This is a genomic window from Pseudomonas sp. GP01-A4 (assembly GCF_058780865.1).
In genome coordinates this window covers 29,355-50,032 of sequence record NZ_JBYSWF010000051.1, presented here as the reverse complement: position 1 = coordinate 50,032, position 20,678 = coordinate 29,355, and the positions used below count along the sequence as shown (strand labels likewise).

Annotated in this window: 17 protein-coding genes; 5 read left to right on the top strand and 12 right to left on the bottom strand. The window is 61.0% G+C overall.

Going from position 1 to position 20,678, the window contains the following annotated elements:
* Positions 1–729: 729 nt before the first annotated feature.
* Positions 730–5,589 carry an NAD-glutamate dehydrogenase gene (locus AC3WKX_RS24465; protein ID WP_102604668.1) on the top strand — a complete coding sequence of 1,620 codons (4,860 nt, stop codon included), beginning with the start codon at positions 730–732 and terminating at the stop codon, positions 5,587–5,589.
* 196 nt (positions 5,590–5,785) lie between these two features.
* Here the strand turns inward: AC3WKX_RS24465 and AC3WKX_RS24460 are convergent, their stop codons facing one another.
* From AC3WKX_RS24460 to AC3WKX_RS24450, 3 genes are all read right to left on the bottom strand, one after another.
* The gene (locus AC3WKX_RS24460) at positions 5,786–6,472 is read right to left on the bottom strand and encodes a GntR family transcriptional regulator (protein ID WP_102369279.1); all 687 of its coding nucleotides are present in this window, start codon (positions 6,470–6,472) and stop codon (positions 5,786–5,788) included.
* Between the two features lie 17 nt (positions 6,473–6,489).
* Positions 6,490–7,194 carry a FadR/GntR family transcriptional regulator gene (locus AC3WKX_RS24455; RefSeq protein WP_003212959.1) on the bottom strand — a complete coding sequence of 235 codons (705 nt, stop codon included), beginning with the start codon at positions 7,192–7,194 and terminating at the stop codon, positions 6,490–6,492.
* A 145-nt stretch (positions 7,195–7,339) separates the two neighbouring features.
* Positions 7,340–8,650, bottom strand: coding sequence for a C4-dicarboxylate transporter DctA (locus AC3WKX_RS24450; RefSeq protein ID WP_008433031.1), 1,311 nt, complete (start codon positions 8,648–8,650; stop codon positions 7,340–7,342).
* 232 nt (positions 8,651–8,882) lie between these two features.
* Here AC3WKX_RS24450 and AC3WKX_RS24445 point away from each other — a divergent pair, with 232 nt between their 5' ends.
* A complete protein-coding gene (locus AC3WKX_RS24445; protein ID WP_102604667.1) occupies positions 8,883–9,512 on the top strand; it encodes a DNA-3-methyladenine glycosylase I in 630 nt (209 codons plus the stop codon).
* Between the two features lie 73 nt (positions 9,513–9,585).
* Here the strand turns inward: AC3WKX_RS24445 and AC3WKX_RS24440 are convergent, their stop codons facing one another.
* From AC3WKX_RS24440 to AC3WKX_RS24415, 6 genes are all read right to left on the bottom strand, one after another.
* On the bottom strand, positions 9,586–9,987 hold the full coding sequence (locus AC3WKX_RS24440) for a cupin domain-containing protein (RefSeq protein WP_003210770.1): 402 nt from the start codon (positions 9,985–9,987) through the stop codon (positions 9,586–9,588).
* A gap of 83 nt (positions 9,988–10,070) precedes the next feature.
* Entirely contained in the window at positions 10,071–11,504 is a 1,434-nt protein-coding gene (pdxR, locus tag AC3WKX_RS24435) for a MocR-like pyridoxine biosynthesis transcription factor PdxR (RefSeq protein WP_102604666.1), read from the bottom strand.
* 59 nt (positions 11,505–11,563) lie between these two features.
* Positions 11,564–12,331: an SDR family oxidoreductase gene (locus AC3WKX_RS24430; protein ID WP_003210776.1), complete on the bottom strand. Its 768-nt coding sequence runs from the start codon at positions 12,329–12,331 to the stop codon at positions 11,564–11,566.
* Positions 12,332–12,350: 19 nt separating this feature from the next.
* Positions 12,351–13,418, bottom strand: coding sequence for a phosphotransferase family protein (locus AC3WKX_RS24425; RefSeq protein ID WP_003210778.1), 1,068 nt, complete (start codon positions 13,416–13,418; stop codon positions 12,351–12,353).
* 130 nt (positions 13,419–13,548) lie between these two features.
* Positions 13,549–15,405 (bottom strand): pilus assembly protein TadG-related protein, encoded by a 1,857-nt coding sequence (locus AC3WKX_RS24420; RefSeq protein ID WP_102604665.1) that lies wholly within the window; start codon positions 15,403–15,405, stop codon positions 13,549–13,551.
* Positions 15,406–15,495: 90 nt separating this feature from the next.
* Positions 15,496–16,446 (bottom strand): 2-hydroxyacid dehydrogenase, encoded by a 951-nt coding sequence (locus AC3WKX_RS24415; RefSeq protein ID WP_087692887.1) that lies wholly within the window; start codon positions 16,444–16,446, stop codon positions 15,496–15,498.
* 29 nt (positions 16,447–16,475) lie between these two features.
* Here AC3WKX_RS24415 and AC3WKX_RS24410 point away from each other — a divergent pair, with 29 nt between their 5' ends.
* The gene (locus AC3WKX_RS24410) at positions 16,476–16,961 is read left to right on the top strand and encodes a hypothetical protein (protein ID WP_146013708.1); all 486 of its coding nucleotides are present in this window, start codon (positions 16,476–16,478) and stop codon (positions 16,959–16,961) included.
* Positions 16,958–17,284, top strand: coding sequence for a hypothetical protein (locus AC3WKX_RS24405; RefSeq protein ID WP_003210784.1), 327 nt, complete (start codon positions 16,958–16,960; stop codon positions 17,282–17,284). Before AC3WKX_RS24410 ends, AC3WKX_RS24405 begins: the two co-directional genes overlap by 4 nt.
* A gap of 15 nt (positions 17,285–17,299) precedes the next feature.
* Here the strand turns inward: AC3WKX_RS24405 and AC3WKX_RS24400 are convergent, their stop codons facing one another.
* The 3 genes from AC3WKX_RS24400 to AC3WKX_RS24390 all read right to left on the bottom strand — a co-directional run bounded on the left by AC3WKX_RS24400 (position 17,300) and on the right by AC3WKX_RS24390 (position 19,083).
* Positions 17,300–17,836: a cysteine hydrolase family protein gene (locus tag AC3WKX_RS24400; protein WP_102604664.1), complete on the bottom strand. Its 537-nt coding sequence runs from the start codon at positions 17,834–17,836 to the stop codon at positions 17,300–17,302.
* A 214-nt stretch (positions 17,837–18,050) separates the two neighbouring features.
* Complete coding sequence (locus tag AC3WKX_RS24395; RefSeq protein ID WP_102604663.1) at positions 18,051–18,647, bottom strand: TetR/AcrR family transcriptional regulator; 597 nt, start codon at positions 18,645–18,647, stop codon at positions 18,051–18,053.
* A gap of 52 nt (positions 18,648–18,699) precedes the next feature.
* Positions 18,700–19,083 carry a tautomerase family protein gene (locus tag AC3WKX_RS24390; protein ID WP_003210790.1) on the bottom strand — a complete coding sequence of 128 codons (384 nt, stop codon included), beginning with the start codon at positions 19,081–19,083 and terminating at the stop codon, positions 18,700–18,702.
* Between the two features lie 252 nt (positions 19,084–19,335).
* On the opposite strand from AC3WKX_RS24390, the gene AC3WKX_RS24385 reads away from it, so the two are divergent.
* On the top strand, positions 19,336–20,613 hold the full coding sequence (locus AC3WKX_RS24385) for a serine/threonine transporter (RefSeq protein ID WP_102604662.1): 1,278 nt from the start codon (positions 19,336–19,338) through the stop codon (positions 20,611–20,613).
* Positions 20,614–20,678: the final 65 nt, after the last annotated feature.

Here is a 20,678-nt window from a genome sequence, read left to right as displayed (position 1 = left end):
CTCGATTCAATTGGTGTGAAGGCGCGAGCGTCCTGTGTTTGTGTAGGAATTATCTCGTCGGGGCGTGGGATGATAGTTGTCTATGTTTGATTTTTTGGCTTAGCTGCGGTTGTACGCAGCTGTTTCAATGGTTTGTGATGTTTATGGTTTTGTGAGAGGTAGGCAAACTAAGAGCGGTTCGACAAATCACTCATTTAGCTTTTGATGTGATTGGGAGTTCAGCCTCTCTATTGGGAAGGGGGCGACCACCGAGAATTTACCCTGATGATTCACTTTCTCAGGAGGCGTGCGGCATGCTGGCGAAAATGCGGCGAATTTTGTGCTGCATCGTGTGTCAGACCTTGAGGCATGACCTGGCGGGCAATATCAGTCATTTCCGGTACTCGGCGCCCCGGGATTTCTCCGAAAACACCCGGTTGCCCAAGTCGCAACCCGCCGGCAGCGTGCCGATGACCGAATATGTCGCAGCGTCGCAAGCAGCTTGCTTCCTACACTCGTTAAGCTGCGCAACGGATGTGCCTCGCCAGGAGTCTGACCTGCCCGTCGTACCGTCACCTGGCAAGGTGCGCATCTTATGGAAGTTGAATGTGACCTCATTGTCTTGTCCAGCTTCACCCACCTGTCACTCTGAATTCGTTACTGTAGACCGCGAACAGAGCTGACGGTCTCCCCGCAAGGGGATAACACGCGACGCTTCCATCAATAACAAGCCCAAGCGGAGTACCACAGATGGCGTTCTTCACCGCAGCCAGCAAAGCCGACTTCCAGCACCAACTGCAAGCGGCACTGGCGCAGCACATCAGTGAACAGGCACTGCCACAAGTGGCGCTGTTCGCTGAACAATTCTTCGGCATCATTTCCCTGGATGAACTGACCCAGCGTCGCTTGTCCGACCTGGCCGGTTGCACCCTGTCTGCCTGGCGCCTGCTTGAGCGCTTTGATCACAACCAACCGCAAGTGCGGGTCTACAACCCCGATTACGAACGTCATGGCTGGCAATCGACCCACACCGCGGTCGAAGTGCTGCACCACGACCTGCCATTCCTGGTGGACTCGGTGCGTACCGAGCTGAACCGCCGTGGCTACAGCATCCACACCCTGCAAACCACCGTACTCAGCGTGCGTCGTGGCAAGAAGGGCGAACTGCTGGAAATCCTGCCCAAAGGCACCCAGGGCGAAGACGTTCAGCAAGAATCGCTGATGTACCTGGAAATCGACCGTTGCGCCAACGCCGCCGAGCTGAGTGTCCTGAGCAAGGAACTTGAGCAGGTACTGGGCGAAGTGCGCGTTGCAGTCGCCGATTTCGAACCGATGAAAGCCAAGGTCCAGGAGCTGCTGGCCGGTATCGACGCCAGCCCGTACGTGATCGACGGCGAAGAAAAAGCCGAGATCAAGAGCTTCCTGGAGTGGCTGGTGGGCAACCACTTCACCTTCCTCGGCTACGAAGAGTTCGTGGTACGTGACGAGGCGGACGGCGGTCATATCGAATATGACGCCAACTCGTTCCTCGGTCTGACCAAACTGCTGCGCCCGGGCCTGACTACCGACGAGCTGCGCATCGAAGACTACGCGGTGAACTACCTGCGTGAGCCGGCCGTGCTGTCGTTCGCCAAGGCTGCACACCCAAGCCGCGTGCACCGCCCGGCCTACCCGGACTACGTGTCGATCCGCCAGATCGACGCCGACGGCAAGGTCATCAAGGAATGCCGCTTCATGGGCCTCTACACCTCCTCGGTGTACGGCGAAAGCGTGCGGGTGATTCCTTACATCCGTCGCAAGGTGACGGAAATCGAGCGTCGCTCGGGCTTCCAGGCCAAGGCGCACTTGGGCAAGGAACTGGCTCAGGTGGTCGAGGTGCTGCCCCGTGATGACCTGTTCCAGACCCCGGTGGACGAGCTGTTCAGCACCGTGATGTCGATCGTGCAGATCCAGGAACGCAACAAGATCCGCGTGTTCCTGCGCAAAGACCCGTACGGCCGTTTCTGCTACTGCCTGGCCTACGTGCCGCGGGACATCTATTCCACCGAAGTGCGCCAGAAGATCCAGCAAGTGCTGATGGATCGCCTGAAAGCCTCGGACTGCGAGTTCTGGACGTTCTTCTCCGAGTCCGTACTGGCTCGCGTGCAGTTGATCCTGCGGGTAGACCCGAAGAACCGCCTGGACATCGACCCGCTGCAACTGGAAAAAGAAGTGGTGCAGGCCTGCCGCAGCTGGCAGGACGACTACTCCAGCCTGGTGGTGGAAAGCTTCGGCGAAGCCCATGGCACCAACGTGCTGGCTGATTTCCCGAAAGGTTTCCCGGCCGGCTACCGCGAGCGTTTCGCCGCGCATTCGGCCGTGGTCGACATGCAGCACTTGCTCAGCCTGACCGAAGCCAACCCGCTGGTGATGAGTTTCTACCAGCCGCTGGGCCAGGTTTCCGGCCAGCGCGAGCTGCATTGCAAGCTGTATCACGCCGATACGCCGCTGGCGCTGTCCGATGTGCTGCCGATCCTGGAAAACCTCGGCCTGCGTGTCCTGGGTGAATTCCCGTACCGCCTGCGTCATGCCAATGGCCGCGAGTTCTGGATTCACGATTTCGCGTTCATCGCCGCCGAAGGCGTGAACCTCGATATCCAGCAATTGAACGACACCCTGCAGGACGCATTCGTGCATATCGTGCACGGCGATGCCGAAAACGATGCGTTCAACCGCCTGGTGCTGACGGCCGGCCTGCCATGGCGCGACGTGGCGCTGCTGCGTGCCTACGCCCGTTACCTGAAGCAGATTCGCCTGGGCTTCGACCTGGGTTACATCGCCAGTACCCTGAACAACCACACCGACATCGCCCGCGAGTTGACCCGGTTGTTCAAGACCCGTTTCTACCTGGCGCGCAAGCTCACCGCCGAAGACCTCGAAGACAAGCAGCAACGCCTGGAACAAGCGATCCTCACGGCCCTGGACGACGTTCAGGTGCTCAACGAAGACCGCATCCTGCGTCGCTACCTGGACCTGATCAAGGCCACCCTGCGGACCAACTTCTACCAGGCTGACGCCAACGGCCAGAACAAGTCGTACTTCAGCTTCAAGTTCAACCCGCACGCGATTCCTGAGCTGCCCAAACCAGTGCCGAAGTTTGAAATCTTCGTCTACTCGCCACGGGTTGAAGGCGTGCACCTGCGCTTTGGTAACGTCGCTCGCGGCGGCCTGCGCTGGTCTGACCGTGAAGAAGACTTCCGCACTGAAGTATTGGGCCTGGTAAAAGCCCAGCAAGTGAAAAACTCGGTAATCGTGCCGGTGGGCGCCAAGGGCGGTTTCCTGCCGCGTCGTCTGCCATTGGGCGGCAGCCGGGACGAGATCGCGGCCGAGGGCATCGCCTGCTACCGCATCTTCATTTCCGGCCTGTTGGACATTACCGACAACCTGAAAGACGGCGCCCTGGTGCCACCGTTGAACGTGGTGCGCCACGACAACGATGACCCGTACCTGGTAGTAGCAGCGGACAAGGGCACTGCGACCTTCTCCGACATCGCCAACGGCATCGCCATCGACTACGGCTTCTGGCTGGGTGATGCGTTCGCTTCCGGCGGTTCTGCCGGTTACGACCACAAGAAAATGGGCATCACCGCCAAGGGCGCGTGGGTGGGGGTGCAGCGTCACTTCCGTGAGCGCGGCATCAACGTCCAGCAAGACAGCATCACCGTAGTGGGCGTGGGCGACATGGCCGGCGACGTGTTCGGCAACGGCCTGTTGATGTCCGACAAGCTGCAACTGGTCGCGGCCTTCAACCACCTGCACATCTTCATCGATCCAAACCCGAACCCGGCCAACAGCTTCGCTGAACGTCAGCGCCTGTTCGACCTGCCGCGCTCGGCCTGGACCGACTACGACACCAGCATCATGTCCGAAGGCGGCGGTATCTTCTCGCGCAGCGCGAAGAGCATTGCCATCTCGCCACAGATGAAAGAACGCTTCGACATCCAGGCCGACAAGCTGACCCCGACCGAACTGCTGAATGCCTTGCTCAAGGCACCGGTGGACCTGTTGTGGAACGGCGGTATCGGTACTTACGTCAAGGCCAGCACCGAGAGCCACGCCGATGTGGGCGACAAGGCCAACGACGCCCTGCGCGTCAATGGCAACGAGCTGCGCTGCAAGGTGGTGGGCGAGGGCGGTAACCTCGGCATGACTCAGCTGGGTCGTGTGGAATTCGGCCTCAATGGCGGCGGTTCCAACACTGACTTCATCGACAACGCCGGTGGTGTGGACTGCTCCGACCACGAAGTGAACATCAAGATCCTGCTCAACGAAGTGGTGCAGGCCGGTGACATGACCGACAAGCAGCGCAACCAGTTGCTGGCGAGCATGACCGACGAAGTCGGCAGCCTGGTGTTGGGCAACAACTACAAGCAAACCCAGGCCCTGTCCCTGGCTGCCCGCAAAGCCTTCGAGCGCGTGGCCGAGTACAAGCGCCTGATGAGCGACCTGGAAGGCCGTGGCAAGCTGGACCGTGCCATCGAGTACCTGCCGACCGAGGAGCAGCTCAACGAGCGCGCCGCTGCGGGCAAGGGCCTGACCCGTCCGGAGCTGTCGGTACTGATCTCCTACAGCAAGATCGACCTCAAGGAAGCGTTGCTCAAATCCCTGGTGCCGGATGACGACTACCTGACCCGTGACATGGAGACCGCTTTCCCGCCGAGCCTGGTGGCGAAGTTCTCCGAAGCCATGCGTCGCCACCGTCTGAAGCGCGAGATCGTCAGCACCCAGATCGCCAACGACCTGGTCAACCACATGGGCATCACCTTCGTTCAGCGCCTCAAAGAGTCCACCGGCATGAGCCCGGCGAACGTGGCGGGCGCCTACGTGATCGTGCGAGACATCTTCCACCTCCCGCACTGGTTCCGTCAGATCGAAGCCCTGGACCACCAGGTCTCGGCCGACGTGCAACTGGAGCTGATGGACGAGCTGATGCGCCTGGGCCGCCGTGCCACGCGCTGGTTCCTGCGCAGCCGTCGCAACGAACAGGATGCGGGGCGTGATGTTGCGCACTTCGGTCCACACCTTGCCGCGCTGGGCCTCAAGCTCGACGAACTGCTGGAAGGCCCGACCCGCGAAGGTTGGCAGAACCGTTACCAGGCTTACGTCGAAGCCGGTGTGCCGGAGTTGTTGGCGCGCATGGTTGCAGGCACTACCCACCTGTACACCCTGCTGCCAATCATCGAAGCCGCCGACGTGACAGGCCAGAGTGCGGCAGACGTCGCGAAGGCTTACTTCGCCGTCGGCAGCGCCCTGGACTTGCCGTGGTACCTGCAGCAGATCAGCAGCCTGCCCGTGGGCAACAACTGGCAGGCCCAGGCCCGCGAAGCCTTCCGCGATGACGTGGATTGGCAGCAACGGGCGATCACCATTTCCGTACTGCAAATGGCCGATGCGCCAGAAGACATGGAAGCCCGCGTGGCCCTGTGGCTTGAGCAGCACCAGGACATGGCTGATCGCTGGCGCACCATGATGGTGGAGATTCGTGCTGCAGTCGGCACGGACTACGCCATGTACGCGGTAGCCAACCGTGAGTTGCTGGACCTGGCGATGAGCGGTCAATCGGTGCTGTAACTGGCTTGATTGAGCGGTAAAACCAAAAGCCCGGTATCGAAAGATATCGGGCTTTTTTGCATTTGATTATCGGCGTGTTATCTCAACTTGTGGCGAGGGAGCTTGCTCCCGCTGGGCTGCGCAGCAGTCCCGTTTTTGGGGCCGCTGCGCGTCCCAGCGGGAGCAAGCTCCCTCGCCACAGGTTAAAACAGTGTGATCAATTGCTGCGTAGTAGCTTGGCTTCCAGATGATCCAGATGCCGGGTCATCAAGTTGACGGCTTTGCCGGCATCGCCATGCTCCACCGCATCCACAATCGCCCTATGTTCCTGCCATGCGCAATACGTGCAAGCCTTGGCCTCAAACTGCGCAATCGCCAATGAGGTCAGCGGCACCAGGCTGTTGAGAAACTGTGCCAGCGGCGCGTTGCCCGCAATTGCCGCCAATTGCAGGTGAAATTCCCCGGAAAGGCGAATCGCCGGCCCGCGCTCGTCACGCTCGATGCAGTCGCGCTCCCGTGCGATCAACTCCCGCAGTTGGCGGATCTGCGCCGGTTTCGCCTGGGCACACGCCAACTGCACCACGGTGATTTCCGTCAGGCGTCGCGCCTCGAGAATCTGCTGGGTCTGTTGTGCATCCGGTGCCGCCACCTGGGCGCGGTGGTTGGGCCGCAGGATGATCACTTGCTGGTGCGACAGCCGCGCCAGCACCCGGCGAATCACGCTGCGGCTGACGCCAAAACTTTGCCCGAGGCTCTCCTCGGTAAAACGGCTGGCGGGGGCGATGCGTTGCTCAAGAATGGCGTCGAACAGTGCCGGGTAGATGTCGTCCACCGAGAGTTTCGGCTTGCCCACCAGGCGCAACGGCGTAAAGGGGAAAGGGGTGTGCAGGGCGTGAGCGGTCATGCGCGGTCTCCTGGAAGTCAGCTACCCAGATGGTCATCCGGGATGTTCAAGCGAATGCCCATGCGCAAGCCTTCCTGCAGGATATGCCGGCGCATTTCGGCGCTGGCCAGGGCGCTGTTCTTGTTGCGGATCGCCCGCACCACGGCGTCGTTTTCCTGCAAGCGTTCCGCCAGGTGTTCGGGGGAGTTGCGCAGTACCTGGGCGCTTTGCTTGAGGGCGTTGCTGGTTTGTTGCACCACGTTCTGGAAGATCGGGTTGGAGGTCAGGGCGAACAGTTCTTCGTGGAACGCGATGTAGGCGTTCATCCCGGCTTCGCTGTCGCCGGCGTCGAGGGCTTCGCGCATGTCCATCAGGGTCAGGCGCAGTTGCCCGACTTCCTTGCTGCTGATGGATTGCGCCACTAAACCTACGATAAAGGGCTCGAGGGTGTAGCGCAGTTGCAGGATGTCTTCGAGGCTGGCGTCCGCCACGCCGCTGTCCTGGGCCTGGGATTCGCTGAGGGTGGTTTCCAGCACCACCACGCCCTTGCCGGGCATGGAGCGTACCAGGCCGAGGGTTTCCAGCACGATCACCGCTTCGCGCAGGCTCGGGCGGCTGATGCCCATTTGCTCGGCCAGTTCACGCTGGCCGGGCAGCATCTCGCCGCGCCGCCACTGACCCCTCGCCAGGGCGGCGCGCAGTTTTTCTACCACTGAATTGACGACGGTTGACGAGGTGATCACGTGTGGCTCCCTTTAAATTGGACTGTCTGCTTCGTGTGGCGAGGGAGCTTGCTCCCGCTGGACTGCGCAGCAGGCCCATTTTTTGGGGCCGCTTCGCGCCCCAGCGGGAGCAAGCTCCCTCGCCACAGGGGGTGAGTCTGTCTCATCAGAACTCTTGGTGGGCGGGCAGCACCGGCTTCTTGGCCTGGAAGGCATACCCTTGTTGCCCGTCCAGCACCTTGTTGGCGCGCTGGATATCGATGTCTTTTTCCCAGCGGGCGATGGCAACGGTGGCGACGCAGTTGCCGATCAGGTTGGTCAGCGCCCGGCCAATGCCCATGAACCAGTCCACCGCCAGCACCAGCACCAGGCCCACCACCGGAATCGCCGGGATTGCGGTGAGTGTCGCCGCCAGAATCACCAGTGCCGAACCCGGAATCCCGTGGGCGCCCTTGGAGGTGATCAGCGACACCAGCAGGATGGTCAGCAGGTCGGTCATCGACAGCGGTGTGCCGGTGGCATTGGCGATAAACACGATGGCCAGGGTCAGGTAGATCGAGAAACCGTCGAGGTTGAACGAGTACCCGGTCGGAATCACCAGGCCCACGGTGGAGCTGCCAATGCCAAGGTGTTCCAGTTTACGCATGATCTGTGGCAACACGGCATCGGAGGACGCGGTGCCCATCACGATCAACAGTTCTTCCCGCAGGTACTTGAGCAGCGGCATCATCCGCAGGCCCGACAGGCGCATCACCAGCCCCAGAATCACCGCGACGAACAGGAAGCACGTAAGGTAGAACAGGCCCACCAGGCTGCCCAGGTGTTGCAGGGAATCCAGGCCATACGTGCTGGTGGTGAAGGCGATGGCGCCGAACACGCCGATGGGCGCCAGGCGCACGATCATGCCCATGATGCGGAAGATCACGTGGCTCAGCTCGTTGATCAACCGCGAGATGCCGGAAGCGGCTTCGCCCACCAGGTTCAGTGCGCTGCCGAACAACACCGAGAACAACAGCACTTGCAGCACGTTGTTGTCCGCGAAGGCGCCGATCACCGAGTTGGGGATCAGGTCCATCAGGAACTGGCTGGTGCCCTTGATGTGTTGGCCGCGGTCTGCCAGTTCATTCAGGCCGGCAGACGACAGTTGCTCCAGGTGGATATTGGCGCCGGTGCCGATCCCGGTGCTGAAGGCCATGATCAGGCCGATCACCAGGGCCACGGTGGTCAGTGCTTCGAAGTAGATCACCGACTTGAGGCCGATGCGCCCGACTTTCTTCAAGTCGCCGGCACCGGAAATACCGCTGACCACCACGCAGAATACGATCAGGCCAATCAGCATTTTGATCAGCTTGATGAAGCCGTCACCCAGGGGTTTGAGTTGCGAGGAGAATTCAGGGAGGGCGAGGCCGCAGATTATGCCGATCACCAGGCCAATCACGACTTGCAGGAAAATCGAACGCGAGCACCATCTGAGCATGGGAAGGATCTCTATTCGGTGCCCTGGTGGGTCCAGGGCTTAATTGTTGTGGTCTGACCGGTATGTCCAGTGCGGGGCCAGTCTACGCTCGGTTTTTTTCAAGTCGCAAGTAAATATTACGCGGATGGCAGGTCCCGGTCTGACCAGTTGGTCCGCAAGGTTCGTGCTTGAGCGGTTGGCGGCCCGGAATTTTTTTCGCTTATCATCCCGGGCTTGGTTCACAGGGTGAGTTATGGATATTCCAGGATTGATCACGGACGCGGCGGGCGTCACCAGCTGTACGTGGCGCACGGCGGCGCCGGAGTACCCGGATTACCACGACCACGAATGGGGCGTGCCGGTGGCCGATGACATTGCGCTGTACGAGAAGATTTGCCTGGAAGGTTTTCAGGCGGGCATGGCGTGGATCACCATCCTGCGCAAGCGCGAGGCGTTTCGCCGGGCGTTCGAGGGCTTTGATTTTCGCCGGGTGGCGCAGTACACCGAGCAGGACATCGAGCGATTGATGGCCGACCCGGGCATCGTGCGCAATCGCGCCAAGATCGTGTCCACCATCAACAACGCCCGGCGCGCCTGTGAGCTGGTGGATGAGACCGGTTCGCTGGCGGCGTGGCTGTGGTCGTTTGAACCGGCCGCCGATGAGCGCCCGGCGGTGGTGGACATGGCGTACTGGACGGCCAACCCCACGTCAGCCGCGTCAACACGTTTGTCCAAGGCCCTGAAGAAACGTGGCTGGAGCTATGTGGGCCCGACCACGATGTATGCGTTCATGCAGGCGATGGGCATGGTCAACGACCACCTTGAAGGCTGTACCTGCCGGCCTCGAATCGAACACCTGCGCCACCACTTCAAACGACCCTGAGCCACTGACTGTGCGCGGTTATAACTGTGGGCGCCGGCAAGCCAGCTCCCACAGGAGGGTGCGGTGGCGCGGGTTAGTGGGGCAGCGGCGTGAGCACGTCGGCCTTGTCATCCATCACCATCACTACCAGCAGTTTCGCCGGTTGGGTCTGGCTGGCATTGCTGGATTCAAAGTGCCGCGAGCCGGCGGGCTCGTAGAACGATTGGCCGACCTTGTAGGTGATCGCCTTCTCATCGTTGACCCGCGAGGTGATTGCACCTTCCAGCACATAGGCCACGGCCGTGCCGGTGTGGCTATGGGGCACGGTGGCCTGGCCCGGGGCGTAGTCCACGGTGAGCATCACGGTTTTCTTGCCGGGGACGTTGGCCAGGGCGTGTTCCTGCAACACGTTGATCTTTTCCTGGTTGTACACCGGGTCGTGGGCAAAGGCGCTTAACGAGGCCAGCAGCAGGGTGGTGCCGAGCAGTACTTTCATGGTGAGGCTCCGAGTGAGTCGAGACCCGTTCACCCTAGGCCCCGATCCGGATTTGACCAATAGCCAATCCGGCGGAAATTCCCTCAGCCAATCTGTCGCAGGATATCCCGCACCACGTCCAGTGCCGGGTCAATGTCCAGGGTTTCGATCGCGCCAAACCCGATCTTCAGTCCCTCGCGTACCGGTGTGTCGTGGAAAAACACGCTCAGCGGATAGAGCCCCACGTCAGCCTCCCGTGCCAATTGGGTAAGCTGCGGAATATTCACCGGCACCTTGCACAGTGCGGCCAGATGGAACCCGGCCACGGTGGGCACCACGTCGAACCACGGCGAGAGGTCCCCCGCCAGGCGCTGCAGAATCCGTTCCCGGCGCCCGGCATATACCCCATGGCAGCGGCGAATGTGCTTGAGCAGGTAGCCTTCGCTGATGAACTTGGCCAGGGCCCATTGCGGCAGGGTGGAGCTGTGCTGGTCGGTGAGTTGCTTGGCCTTGAGCACCGCGCCGAAAATCGCCGGCGGCAACACCGTGTAGCCCAGGCGCAACTCCGGCAGCAGGGTTTTCGAGAAGGTCCCGACGTAGGCGACCACGCCGCGGGTGTCCATGCTTTGCAGGGAGTCGGTGGGGCGGCCCTCGTAGCGGAATTCGCTGTCGTAGTCATCCTCGATCACGATGGCGCCCAACGCCAGCGCACGTGCCAGCAACGCCTCACGGCGCGGCACGCTCATGGGCATGCCCAGGGGGAACTGATGCGACGGTGTCACGTAGATCAGCCGCGTGCCGTCGGGAATCAAGTCGACCCGCAGGCCGTGTTCGTCCACCGGCACGCCCACCACGGTCGCCCCCATGGCGTCGAACATCAGTCGCACCGGGGTGTAGCCGGGGTCTTCCATGGCGACGACGGTGCCCGGTTCCAGCACCACGCGGGCGATCAGGTCGAGCGCCTGCTGGGCGCCGTTGGTGACTACGATGTCGTCTTCGCTGCACCTGACCCCACGGGAAAATGCGATATGCCCGGCGATTGCACTGCGCAGGGCCGGCAAGCCTTCTGGCCGGCTGTAGAAGCCGCTGTCCTGTGAGATACGGCGCAAGGCATCGAGGGTGCAGCGCCGCCATTCATCCTGGGGGAACTGGCTGCGGGCGGTGGCACCGCCGATAAAGTCCCGGCTCGGGCGGGTTTCACGGTTGGGGTGACCCATGGGCGCGGGAAGGGCCTGCCACTTGGCCAGGTTGGCGGCGCAGGCAAGGTCGGCGGCACTTTGCAGGTGTTCGCGGCGCGTGGCCCAGGCGTTGACGAACGTGCCACGGCCGATCCTGCCGACCAACAACCCTTCGTAGGTCAGCGCCGCGTAGGTGTCTGAGACTGTCTTGCGCGACACGCCCAGTTGCAGGGCCAGCAAGCGGCTGGGAGGCAATTGCGACCCGGCCACCAGTTGTCCCGACTCAATGGCCGTGCGCAATTGCTGGTAAAGCTGTTCGGCCAGGTCCTTGCGGCCCTTGATAACGACGTGCAGTTCCATGTTTCATCCAGAGGCAAGCAATCACCCGCAAGATTACCGCAAGTCACCCGCCAGCCGAATCAGGACAGGAAACCACCGTCCACATTCAGCGATACACCGGTGGTGTAGCTCGACGCATCGCTGGCCAGGTACAGCACCGCGCCGGCCATCTCGCTCGGGTCGGCCACGCGCTTGAGGGGGATCTGCGCCAGGGCCATTTTCAGGATCGAGTCGTTCTTCACCAGTGCCGAGGCGAACTTGGTGTCGGTCAGGCCCGGCAGCAGTGCGTTGCAACGAATGCCGAACGGCGCGCATTCCTTGGCGAAGACTTTGGTCATGTTGATCACGGCGGCCTTGGTCACCGAGTAGATGCCCTGGAACACACCCGGCGAAATCCCGTTGATCGAGGCCACGTTGATGATGCTGCCACCGCCGTTTTCGCGCATCAGCTTGCCGGCTTCCACGGACATGAAGAAGTAGCCGCGAATGTTCACGTCGACGGTCTTCTGGAACGCGCCCAGGTCGGTGTCCAGCACGTTGCAGAACTGCGGGTTGGTGGCGGCGTTGTTGACCAGGATATCCAGGCGGCCGAACTGTTCGCGGATCGCGGCAAACACGTTGGTGATCTGTTCCATTTCGCCGATATGGCAGGCAATTGCCGTGGCCTTGCCGCCGTCGGCGATGATCGCGTCGGCCACGTGCTGGCAGCCGTCGATCTTGCGGCTCGACACGATCACGTGGGCGCCTTGCTGGGCCAGCAACTTGGCGATGGCCTCACCGATACCGCGGCTGGCGCCGGAAACGAAAGCGATCTTGCCGTCGAGGTCGAACAGTTGGGTCTTGGACATGGTTTTTCCTTGAAGAGGGTCAGAGGGAAGACTGTTTGATGACATTCAGGCTCATCTGCTCAAGCAGCTTGTTCATGTGAATGAACTGCGCAAAGCGTTTGTCCTGGGTCTGGCCATGGAAGAAGCGGTAGTAGATCTGCTGCACGATGCCGGCCAAGCGGAACAGGCCGTAGGTGTAGTAGAAGTCGAAATTGTCGATCTGGATCCCGGAGCGTTCGGCGTAGTAGTCGACGAACTGGCGGCGGGTAAGCATGCCGGGGGCGTTGCTCGGCTGGCGGCGCATCAGTTGCACCGGGGCCGGGTCGGCCGCTTCGATCCAGTAGGCGAGGGTGTTGCCCAGGTCCATCAGCGGGTCGCCGAGGGTGGTCAGTTCCCAGTCCAGCACGCCGATGATCTGCATCGGGTTATGCGGGTCGAGGATCACGTTGTCGAAGCGGTAGTCGTTGTGGACGATGCTCGAGGTGGGGTGGTCGGCCGGCATCTTGTCGTTGAGCCAGGCACGTACCGCTTCCCAGCTTGGGGCGTCGGGGGTCAGGGCTTTTTCGTAGCGGTCGCTCCAGCCGCGAATCTGCCGCTCCACGTAACCTTCGGGCTTGCCCAGGTCGGCCAGGCCGCAGGCGCTGTAGTCGACCTGGTGCAGCTCGACGAACTTGTCGATAAAGCTTTTGCACAAGGCTTCGGTTTTCGCCGCGTCCAGGCCCAGTTCCGGCGGCAGGTCCGAGCGCAGGATGATCCCGTTGACCCGCTCCATCACGTAGAACTCGGCACCGATCACTGACTCATCGGTGCAGTGCACGTAAGCCTTGGGGCAGTACGGGAAACCGTCCTTGAGCTGGTTGAGAATCCGGTATTCGCGGCCCATGTCGTGGGCGGACTTGGCCTTGTGGCCAAAGGGCGGGCGGCGCAGCACGAATTCCTGGCCGGGGTATTCCAGCAGGTACGTCAGGTTGGAGGCCCCCCCGGGGAACTGGCTGATTTTGACGCTGCCGCTCAAGCCCGGGATATGGGCCTTGAGGTAGGGATCGATGAGGCTGGCATCAAGTTCTTCGCCGGGGCGAATCTGGGTCGATTGGTCATTAAGCGCCATGCTTATCCCTTCTGCTTATTCTTAAGGCCTTGGACTATTGGCTAATCTAATGCGCGCGGCCGCCAAGCCACAAGGTTGGGGCGGCTTAATAGGTTAGCGTGTTGGCCGATGATCAGCGGGCTTGATGTGCTCAGATCACCAGAACTGCGCGCCCGCCGGGGTTGCAGGACAGGTTGGCACCGATTTCGACTTTTGCCAGGTCGATGCCCAGGCCGGCGAGCAGGTTATTGACCAGCGGGTCGAGGAGCGGGCTGAGCAGTCCGGAGATGATGCCGCTGAGCAGATTCAGTACGCCGGTGACCAGGCCGACCACCAGGTTCAGCACCAGCCCAATCAGTCCGCCCTGTGTCGGTGGATGGTTGATCAACTGGATGCCATTGAGGGTGTTGCTCAAGCTGCCCACCACGTTGTTGGAACTGAAACTGAAGTAGTCCGGGGGGCTTTTCACCTCGGGCGGCGACAGGTAAGTGTGGTTCCGGACGGTCTTGGCCACGCTGCTGTCGATCTTCAGGCTGATGCCACCCACGCCATACGGTTGCCGGGGATCGCAGACACCGTTGCTACAGGTCTTCACCCCAAGGTCGAGTAATGGGAATTCGTCAACGTTCAGTGGTGCTGTGGAGGAAAACAGGTTTTTTGGGTCGATCTGGCCCACCATCAGCCTAACCGCCGAGGTGGTACCGAGCACCGACAAGGCTTTGTCCGCAGGCCCGTTGCAGCGATATCCGGTGACCGTGCTGCTGCCGCTGGCGGCTTCCAGTGCTACATCGATTTGCTGGCCGATTTTGGGGTCAAAGGAGCTGCCTAACAAGATGCCCACCAGCGCCGTTACCCCGCCCAGTAAATCGTTCACCGCGCCGATTGCCGGCAGTTTCACCGAGATCAACGTCCTGACTTGCGCGGTCCTGACGTAGATCGGCTGGGTGGCGATCAGCTTGGGGTTACCTATGGCGGAAACCTGTGCCGGTTCAATGACCTTGGTCTTGACCGTGATATTCAGCAGTCCCAGCACATCCACCGGCAGCTCCACCGCGACCGCGTTGTACTTGTTCGACAGTTGCACAAACCCCTGGATCAGGTTGAACAGTTGCAGGTTAACGTCCAGGGCGCTCTTGTCGGTGCCGTTCTGGATGGTCAGCAGGTCGCCCAGGTGCAGGATCTTGGTGCCGGGCGCAATCAGCTTGATCGCTTCCAGGTTATTGATCACCACCTTGACCGCATCGCCCCCCAGCTTGAGTACATCTATCGCGGCCTGGATCAGATCGCCGACGCTGGCGTCGGTCTTGAGCAACTCGTCGTAGTTGCCGGCGCTGACCTTCAATTGAATCGCCAGCGCGTCCAGGTAACTGAGCAGGTTGATATCGGTATTGATCAGGCCCTTCCAGCCCACCGCGTCGAGTTGCAATTTGCCCCCCAGCAGTCCGCCGATCAACGCATTGAGTGCGGCGGACTTGGTGCTGTCCACGGTCAGCAAGGTGCTGCGGATGGTCAGTACGGCCACCGGGGGCGCGGGCACGGCGGCCACGGCCACTGCCTGCAACCGGATGGTCGGCTCGAAAGGGCCGGTGGAGAGCAGCATGAACAGGCGGTTGGCGATACTGGTGACGACGCGGTGGGTGGCGATGACCTGGATCGCATCGGACCTTGAGGGATTGGGGCTGAAGGCGCGCATGAAGTCAGCCCCGGTGACCAGGGTGCCGCAGGTGGTCGCCAGGGTACGGTCTGCGTTGAGCGGGAAATCATTGCGGGCTGCGCTTTGGATCGCGAATTGCGCGGCGTTGGTATTCGGCGTCACGCAAGCGCCGCCGCGGGTGACCACTTCCAGGGCCGCGGTGTCGGCAACCCGTTGCAGCTTGCGCTTTTCCAGGTACAGCCGGCCGCTGTCGACCACCAGCAACAGGAACAACAGTGCGACCCCCAGGGTCATCGCACCCATCAGTCCTATTGCACCGCGTTGGCGGGCCGAGCCGGGTCCTTGGCAAACCATCCTGCGTTCCTTCGCCGATCCAGTACCGGCATCCTGAATATCCCCTCAGGCAGTGTAGTCAGGTTTTGGAGAAGTTATGGCTATTGGCCATTATTTTCGCGGAGGCAGTGCTACGGGCGTCAGCACAGGGCGGCCGGCAAAGTATTCCAGCAGGTTGTCCGCCACGCGCTGCACGGTGTCATGGGCGGCTTCCGGCGACAGGCCGGCGACGTGGGGCGTGAGCACGGTATTGCTGAGGCGCTTGAGCGCGTCGGGCACGTTGGGTTCATCGTCGAACACGTCCAGTGCCGCGCCGCCAATGCGCCGTTGCTCCAGGGCGGTAATCAGGTCGGCGGTGACCACCACGCTGCCACGGCCGATGTTCACCAGGAAACCGTTGGGCCCCAGTGCGTCGAGGGCCTGGCGGTCGATCAAATGTCGCGTGCTGGCGCCGCCCGGGGTGGCCAGGATCAGGAAGTCCGAGGCCCGCGCCAGTTCCACGGCGGTGGCGCAGTAGGTGTAGTCCACATCTTCGCGGGGCTGGCGGTTGTGATAACTCACCTCCATGCCAAAACCCAGGGCGGCCCGCTTGGCGATTTCCAGGCCCACGGCCCCCAGGCCGAGAATGCCCAACTGTTTGCCGGCCAGGGAAGGGCGCATTATCTTGGGCCATTCGCTGCGCCGTACTGCTGCGTCCGCCCGGGGAATGTCCCGCACCAGGCACAGCAACAACGCCATGGCGTGGTCGGCCACCGACGGCGCATTCACCCCGGCGCCATTGGTGACCACGATTCCACGGTTGCTGGCGGCTTGCAGGTCCACGTGTTCATACCCGGCGCCGATCACGCAGATGATCTCCAGCAGCGGCAGCGCGGCGATTTCCTCGGCGTACAGGCCCAGCGGGCCACGGGTAAGCACCGCCTGGACCTGCCCGCCGTGGGTCTTGATGGCCTTGGCGCGTTCGGCCGGGGTGGGCGCAAGAATCACGTGAAAGCCATTGCCTTCGATGATCGGCAGGTAGTCGTTGATGGTTTCAACCAGGACCAGAACGGTGACGGGCATCGGAAGGTTCTTCCTGAAGGATTAGAGGCTTGGATTATGCGGGATTTGTAGTCCCGATCGTTTCTTTACCGCAGAAAAATTTCATTTCTCACCAGCCTAATCTGATTTTCCAGACCGCTCGTCCCAGTCCTTTTTACTGCCGCAGACTTCGACGACTTTCCTTAGCAGAGACGTCATGGATGCATGTTCCTGCCACCCCCGAAATCGTCGAGTGGACCCCTTATGGCTACAAGCACAGCCCATCAAAAAACCTAGCTTGGGAAGATATTGTCAGCAGCACCCGATACGGCCCGGCCAAATACAAGCCCGGTATAAATATTGAAAAGCTTGAGCGAGAAGCCTATAAAAATGGAGTGCCAAGCACTCATGCAAAACCCTGGAAACTCAGGGAGTACCCGCAAGTCATAGGTGCCAGTGATGGCAAGCCCAGTTACTGGGTTCGAATTGAGTCAAGCGCGGGCGTCATACATGGTCATCCGGTTTCCGAGCAGGAATTCAGGAGGTTAACAAGTTGATCTCACTAGGCTTTATTGACGGAAACGTCACCCATGATGATCTCTCCATCTTGCAGGATGGGGCGATGGAGAGTCAGGTTCACCTGTTGAAAGAGGACATGCTTCAGGTTGAATACGCCGGTGGGCTTATATTGGATGTCGGCTGGTACCCCTCCTTCGATACCCATGGTGGGTTCCGCATCAATGTAATAAGAAATTACGACTGGGACCGTCCAGTGATTGCGTTAACGGCGCACGCAGCCGGTGATCTGGTGGAGCAACTGGCTGTTGCGCAGAGCGCGATCAATGGCGAACTGCGCAACGTATTGAGAACCTCGGCTTAGGTAAAGCTCCAGGCTTTAGAAGCAGATATCGTCAGCTTTCACACGCTGCACAAATGCCCCGGCCAAGGTTGCGTTATGGTGCTCGATAATCGATGCGGCCGATAACGCCGGAGTGTCCATGCAAGTATGGGCATCCTCCGGCAGCAGCACCGAGAACCCCAGCTCCACGGCCACTCGGCACGTCGTGTCGATGCAGTACTGGGTTTTCATCCCGACGATCACCAGTTCATTCACCTGTGCCGCCGCCAGTTGCTGCGACAGCTCGGTGCCGAGAAAACAGCTGGGCCGGGTTTTATTGAAAACCGTGTCGCGAGCTTCATCAACCTCCAGTGCTGGCCATAGTTGCCAAAACGGGCTGCCCACCTCGATGGGCGAACCCGCAGGGCCGGTGTGACGTACAGCGAAAACCGGCACGCCAGCGTGTCGGGCGCGCTGAATCAGCTGGTTGATGTTGTCGAGTACGCGCTCGCGTTCATAGGGTTTTTCCGGGCCGTCGTACAGGCCGACCTGCATGTCGATGACCAACAGGGCGGGGCGCTTGTTGTCAGGCATGGTACTGCTCCTTGTGGTTGCCGAATGGGCGGAGCAATAAAAAGGCCCCGTCCATTGCTGGCGGGGCCTTGGGTAAATCCGGGTGGCTTAGGTTGCGCGCCACTCACCGCTACCACACGACCCGCCGGGAGCGGTCGTGGTGGTACGGGTGAGGGCCAGCTGGAAAATGTTCATGGGCCGATCATGCTGGCGCTGGCGTTTGCCTGTCAACGCGTCAGTCGAGGTTTTTTTGCGGGATCAGCAGATTTCTGGCTGCTTCGAGGAATTCATCAGACAGGCTGTTTCCCTTGGTCGCACGGGCGAGGGTAATTGCGCCTACCATCATCGCGTACTGGGCAATGGCGGCCTGGCGGTCACCCTCAGGTGTGCCGGTCGCCTGGGTAGCGCTCAGGATCCCCACGGATGCCTCAAAGCCTTGGATAAAGCTCTGCTGCAGCGGACTGTCGACCGCTTCGTGACATATCTCCCCGGCAAACGCCGCTACCGGGCAACTGTCCCCGGGGTGGTCGCGATTGGCCGCAGACAGATAAGGATCGATCAATGCCAGGCGTGCAGTCTCGGGGTCGGGGCTCTGCTCGACCCTGGCCTGCCAGCGCTCGCTCGATTGTTCGAATGCCCGGTTGCAGGCTTCCGTGGCCAGCGCCTCGCGGGACTCGAAGTGCCCGTAGAAACCGCCATGGGTCAGCCCGGCGGCGGCCATCACGTCCGACACGCTGATGCCATGGATGCCCCGTTCACGAAACAGCCGCGTGGCGGCCTCGACGATGATTTCGCGGTTGAGTTCGGCTTGTTTGCGGGACACGCGTGGCATCGAGGGCTCTCTGGATCAGGTGGTGGCAGGGATGGGTGGCATCATAAAACGTTTAGCTGGCGTACTGCGCGATCCCGTTGCCGAACGACCAGTTTTCCTTCTTGACCTCCACCAGGCTGATAAACACATCTTCCAGGCGCACCGCCAGTTCACGGTTCAAGCTCTCGGCGATGGTCTTGTACAACAGCTTTTTCTGCTCGGTGCTGCGGCCTTCATTCAGGGTGATCTGGATGATCACCAGGTTGTCGGTGCGCTGGATGCCCAGGTACTCCGGGTCATAGATGAAGTGGTGTTCATCGTGCTCGGTGAGGATCTGGAAGTTGTCGTGTTCAGGCACGCCGATGGCCGTGTGCATGGCGTTGTAGATCAATACGCCGACGCGCTTGGCGTAGGTGACGTCGGGGTTTTTCCGAAGGTCGATGCGCACGATTGGCATGGCAGGTAGTCCAGTGAGGGGCGTGCTTTAAAAATACATGACGTGATGAATTTATAAAATAGATTTCTTATGAAATGTAAAATTGACCCTGCCGGAAACGTCTTCAATCCTCTGCACTGCACAACCATTCCTCAGCTAAGTCTTTGCTTCTTCAAGCGAATCCCGGACAATCGCGCCCCTGTTTCGGTCGTGGCGCTGCCTGTCAGGTTTTTCTGACTCGTCTCGACTGAGTGAATGCGGAGATCCGAACGGATGAATGATCAGGCCAATAGCGTCGACGAACGCTACGCAACGACACCTGCAACCCTCACAAGCTGGAGCCGCCAGGACACCACCTGGATGCTCGGCCTGTTCGGTACGGCCATCGGCGCCGGCACCTTGTTCCTGCCGATCAACGCGGGCCTTGGCGGCTTCTGGCCGTTGGTGATCCTCGCGCTGCTGGCATTCCCGATGACGTTTTTCGCGCACCGTGGCCTGACCCGCTTTGTGCTCTCGGGCCGTGAAGGCTCGGACATCACCGACGTGGTCGAAGAACATTTCGGCCTCAAGGCCGGCGCCGCGATCACCTTGCTGTACTTCTTCGCGATCTTCCCGATCCTGCTGATCTACAGCGTGGCGCTGACCAACACCGTCGGCAGCTTCATGGAGCATCAACTGCACATCGCGCCGCCGCCGCGGGCGATCCTGTCGCTGGTGCTGATCCTCGGCCTGCTGGCCGTGGTGCGGTGTGGCGAGCAGGTGATCGTCAAGGCCATGAGCCTGATGGTGTATCCTTTTATCGTCGCCTTGCTGTTCCTCGCCGTGTACCTGGTGCCGCACTGGAACGGCGGCATCCTCAGCACCGCCAGCACCGTTCCGGCCCCGTCGGCGCTGCTGCATACCCTGTGGCTGGCGATTCCGGTGATGGTGTTCTCGTTCAACCATTCGCCGATCATCTCGGCCTTTGCGGTGGACCAGAAGCGCCAGTACGGCGAACACGCCGAGGAACGCAGCTCGCAGATCCTGTCCCGGGCACACATCCTGATGGTAGTGATGGTGCTGTTCTTCGTGTTCAGTTGCGTACTGACCCTGTCGCCGGCGCAACTGGCCGAAGCCAAGGCGCAGAATCTGTCGATCCTGTCCTACCTGGCGAACCACTTCAGCAACCCGACCATCGAGTTCGCCGCGCCGCTGATCGCGTTTGTGGCGATTGCCAAGTCGTTCCTGGGCCATTACATCGGCGCCAGTGAAGGCCTCAAGGGCCTGGTGCTCAAAAGCGGCCGTCGCCCGGCTGCCAAGACCCTGGACCGCATGACGGCTGCCTTCATGCTGGTGGTGTGCTGGATCGTCGCGACCCTCAACCCTAGCATCCTCGGCATGATCGAGACCCTGGGCGGGCCGATCATTGCGTCGATCCTGTTCCTGATGCCGATGTACGCGATCCGCAAGGTGCCGGCGATGGCCAAGTACCGTGGCCAGGCGTCCAACGTGTTCGTGACGGCGGTGGGCCTGGTGGCGATTACCGCGCTGATTTATTCGCTGGTGTCCTGACAGCACCCGGTTTCAGTGCAATGATCACGGCCAATTCGCAGACAGCGGATTGGCCGTTTTTTTTG

Coding starts and splice junctions, on each gene's coding strand:
- AC3WKX_RS24415 (WP_087692887.1), bottom strand. CDS start 16,446: ATGCCCGTCACCGTTCTGGTCCTGGTTGAAACCATCAACGACTACCTG.
- AC3WKX_RS24385 (WP_102604662.1), top strand. CDS start 19,336: ATGAATGATCAGGCCAATAGCGTCGACGAACGCTACGCAACGACACCT.
- AC3WKX_RS24450 (WP_008433031.1), bottom strand. CDS start 8,650: ATGCTCAGATGGTGCTCGCGTTCGATTTTCCTGCAAGTCGTGATTGGC.
- AC3WKX_RS24425 (WP_003210778.1), bottom strand. CDS start 13,418: ATGGCGCTTAATGACCAATCGACCCAGATTCGCCCCGGCGAAGAACTT.
- AC3WKX_RS24420 (WP_102604665.1), bottom strand. CDS start 15,405: ATGGTTTGCCAAGGACCCGGCTCGGCCCGCCAACGCGGTGCAATAGGA.
- AC3WKX_RS24445 (WP_102604667.1), top strand. CDS start 8,883: ATGGATATTCCAGGATTGATCACGGACGCGGCGGGCGTCACCAGCTGT.
- AC3WKX_RS24390 (WP_003210790.1), bottom strand. CDS start 19,083: ATGCCAATCGTGCGCATCGACCTTCGGAAAAACCCCGACGTCACCTAC.
- AC3WKX_RS24465 (WP_102604668.1), top strand. CDS start 730: ATGGCGTTCTTCACCGCAGCCAGCAAAGCCGACTTCCAGCACCAACTG.
- AC3WKX_RS24460 (WP_102369279.1), bottom strand. CDS start 6,472: ATGACCGCTCACGCCCTGCACACCCCTTTCCCCTTTACGCCGTTGCGC.
- AC3WKX_RS24430 (WP_003210776.1), bottom strand. CDS start 12,331: ATGTCCAAGACCCAACTGTTCGACCTCGACGGCAAGATCGCTTTCGTT.
- pdxR (WP_102604666.1), bottom strand. CDS start 11,504: ATGGAACTGCACGTCGTTATCAAGGGCCGCAAGGACCTGGCCGAACAG.
- AC3WKX_RS24440 (WP_003210770.1), bottom strand. CDS start 9,987: ATGAAAGTACTGCTCGGCACCACCCTGCTGCTGGCCTCGTTAAGCGCC.
- AC3WKX_RS24400 (WP_102604664.1), bottom strand. CDS start 17,836: ATGCCTGACAACAAGCGCCCCGCCCTGTTGGTCATCGACATGCAGGTC.
- AC3WKX_RS24395 (WP_102604663.1), bottom strand. CDS start 18,647: ATGCCACGCGTGTCCCGCAAACAAGCCGAACTCAACCGCGAAATCATC.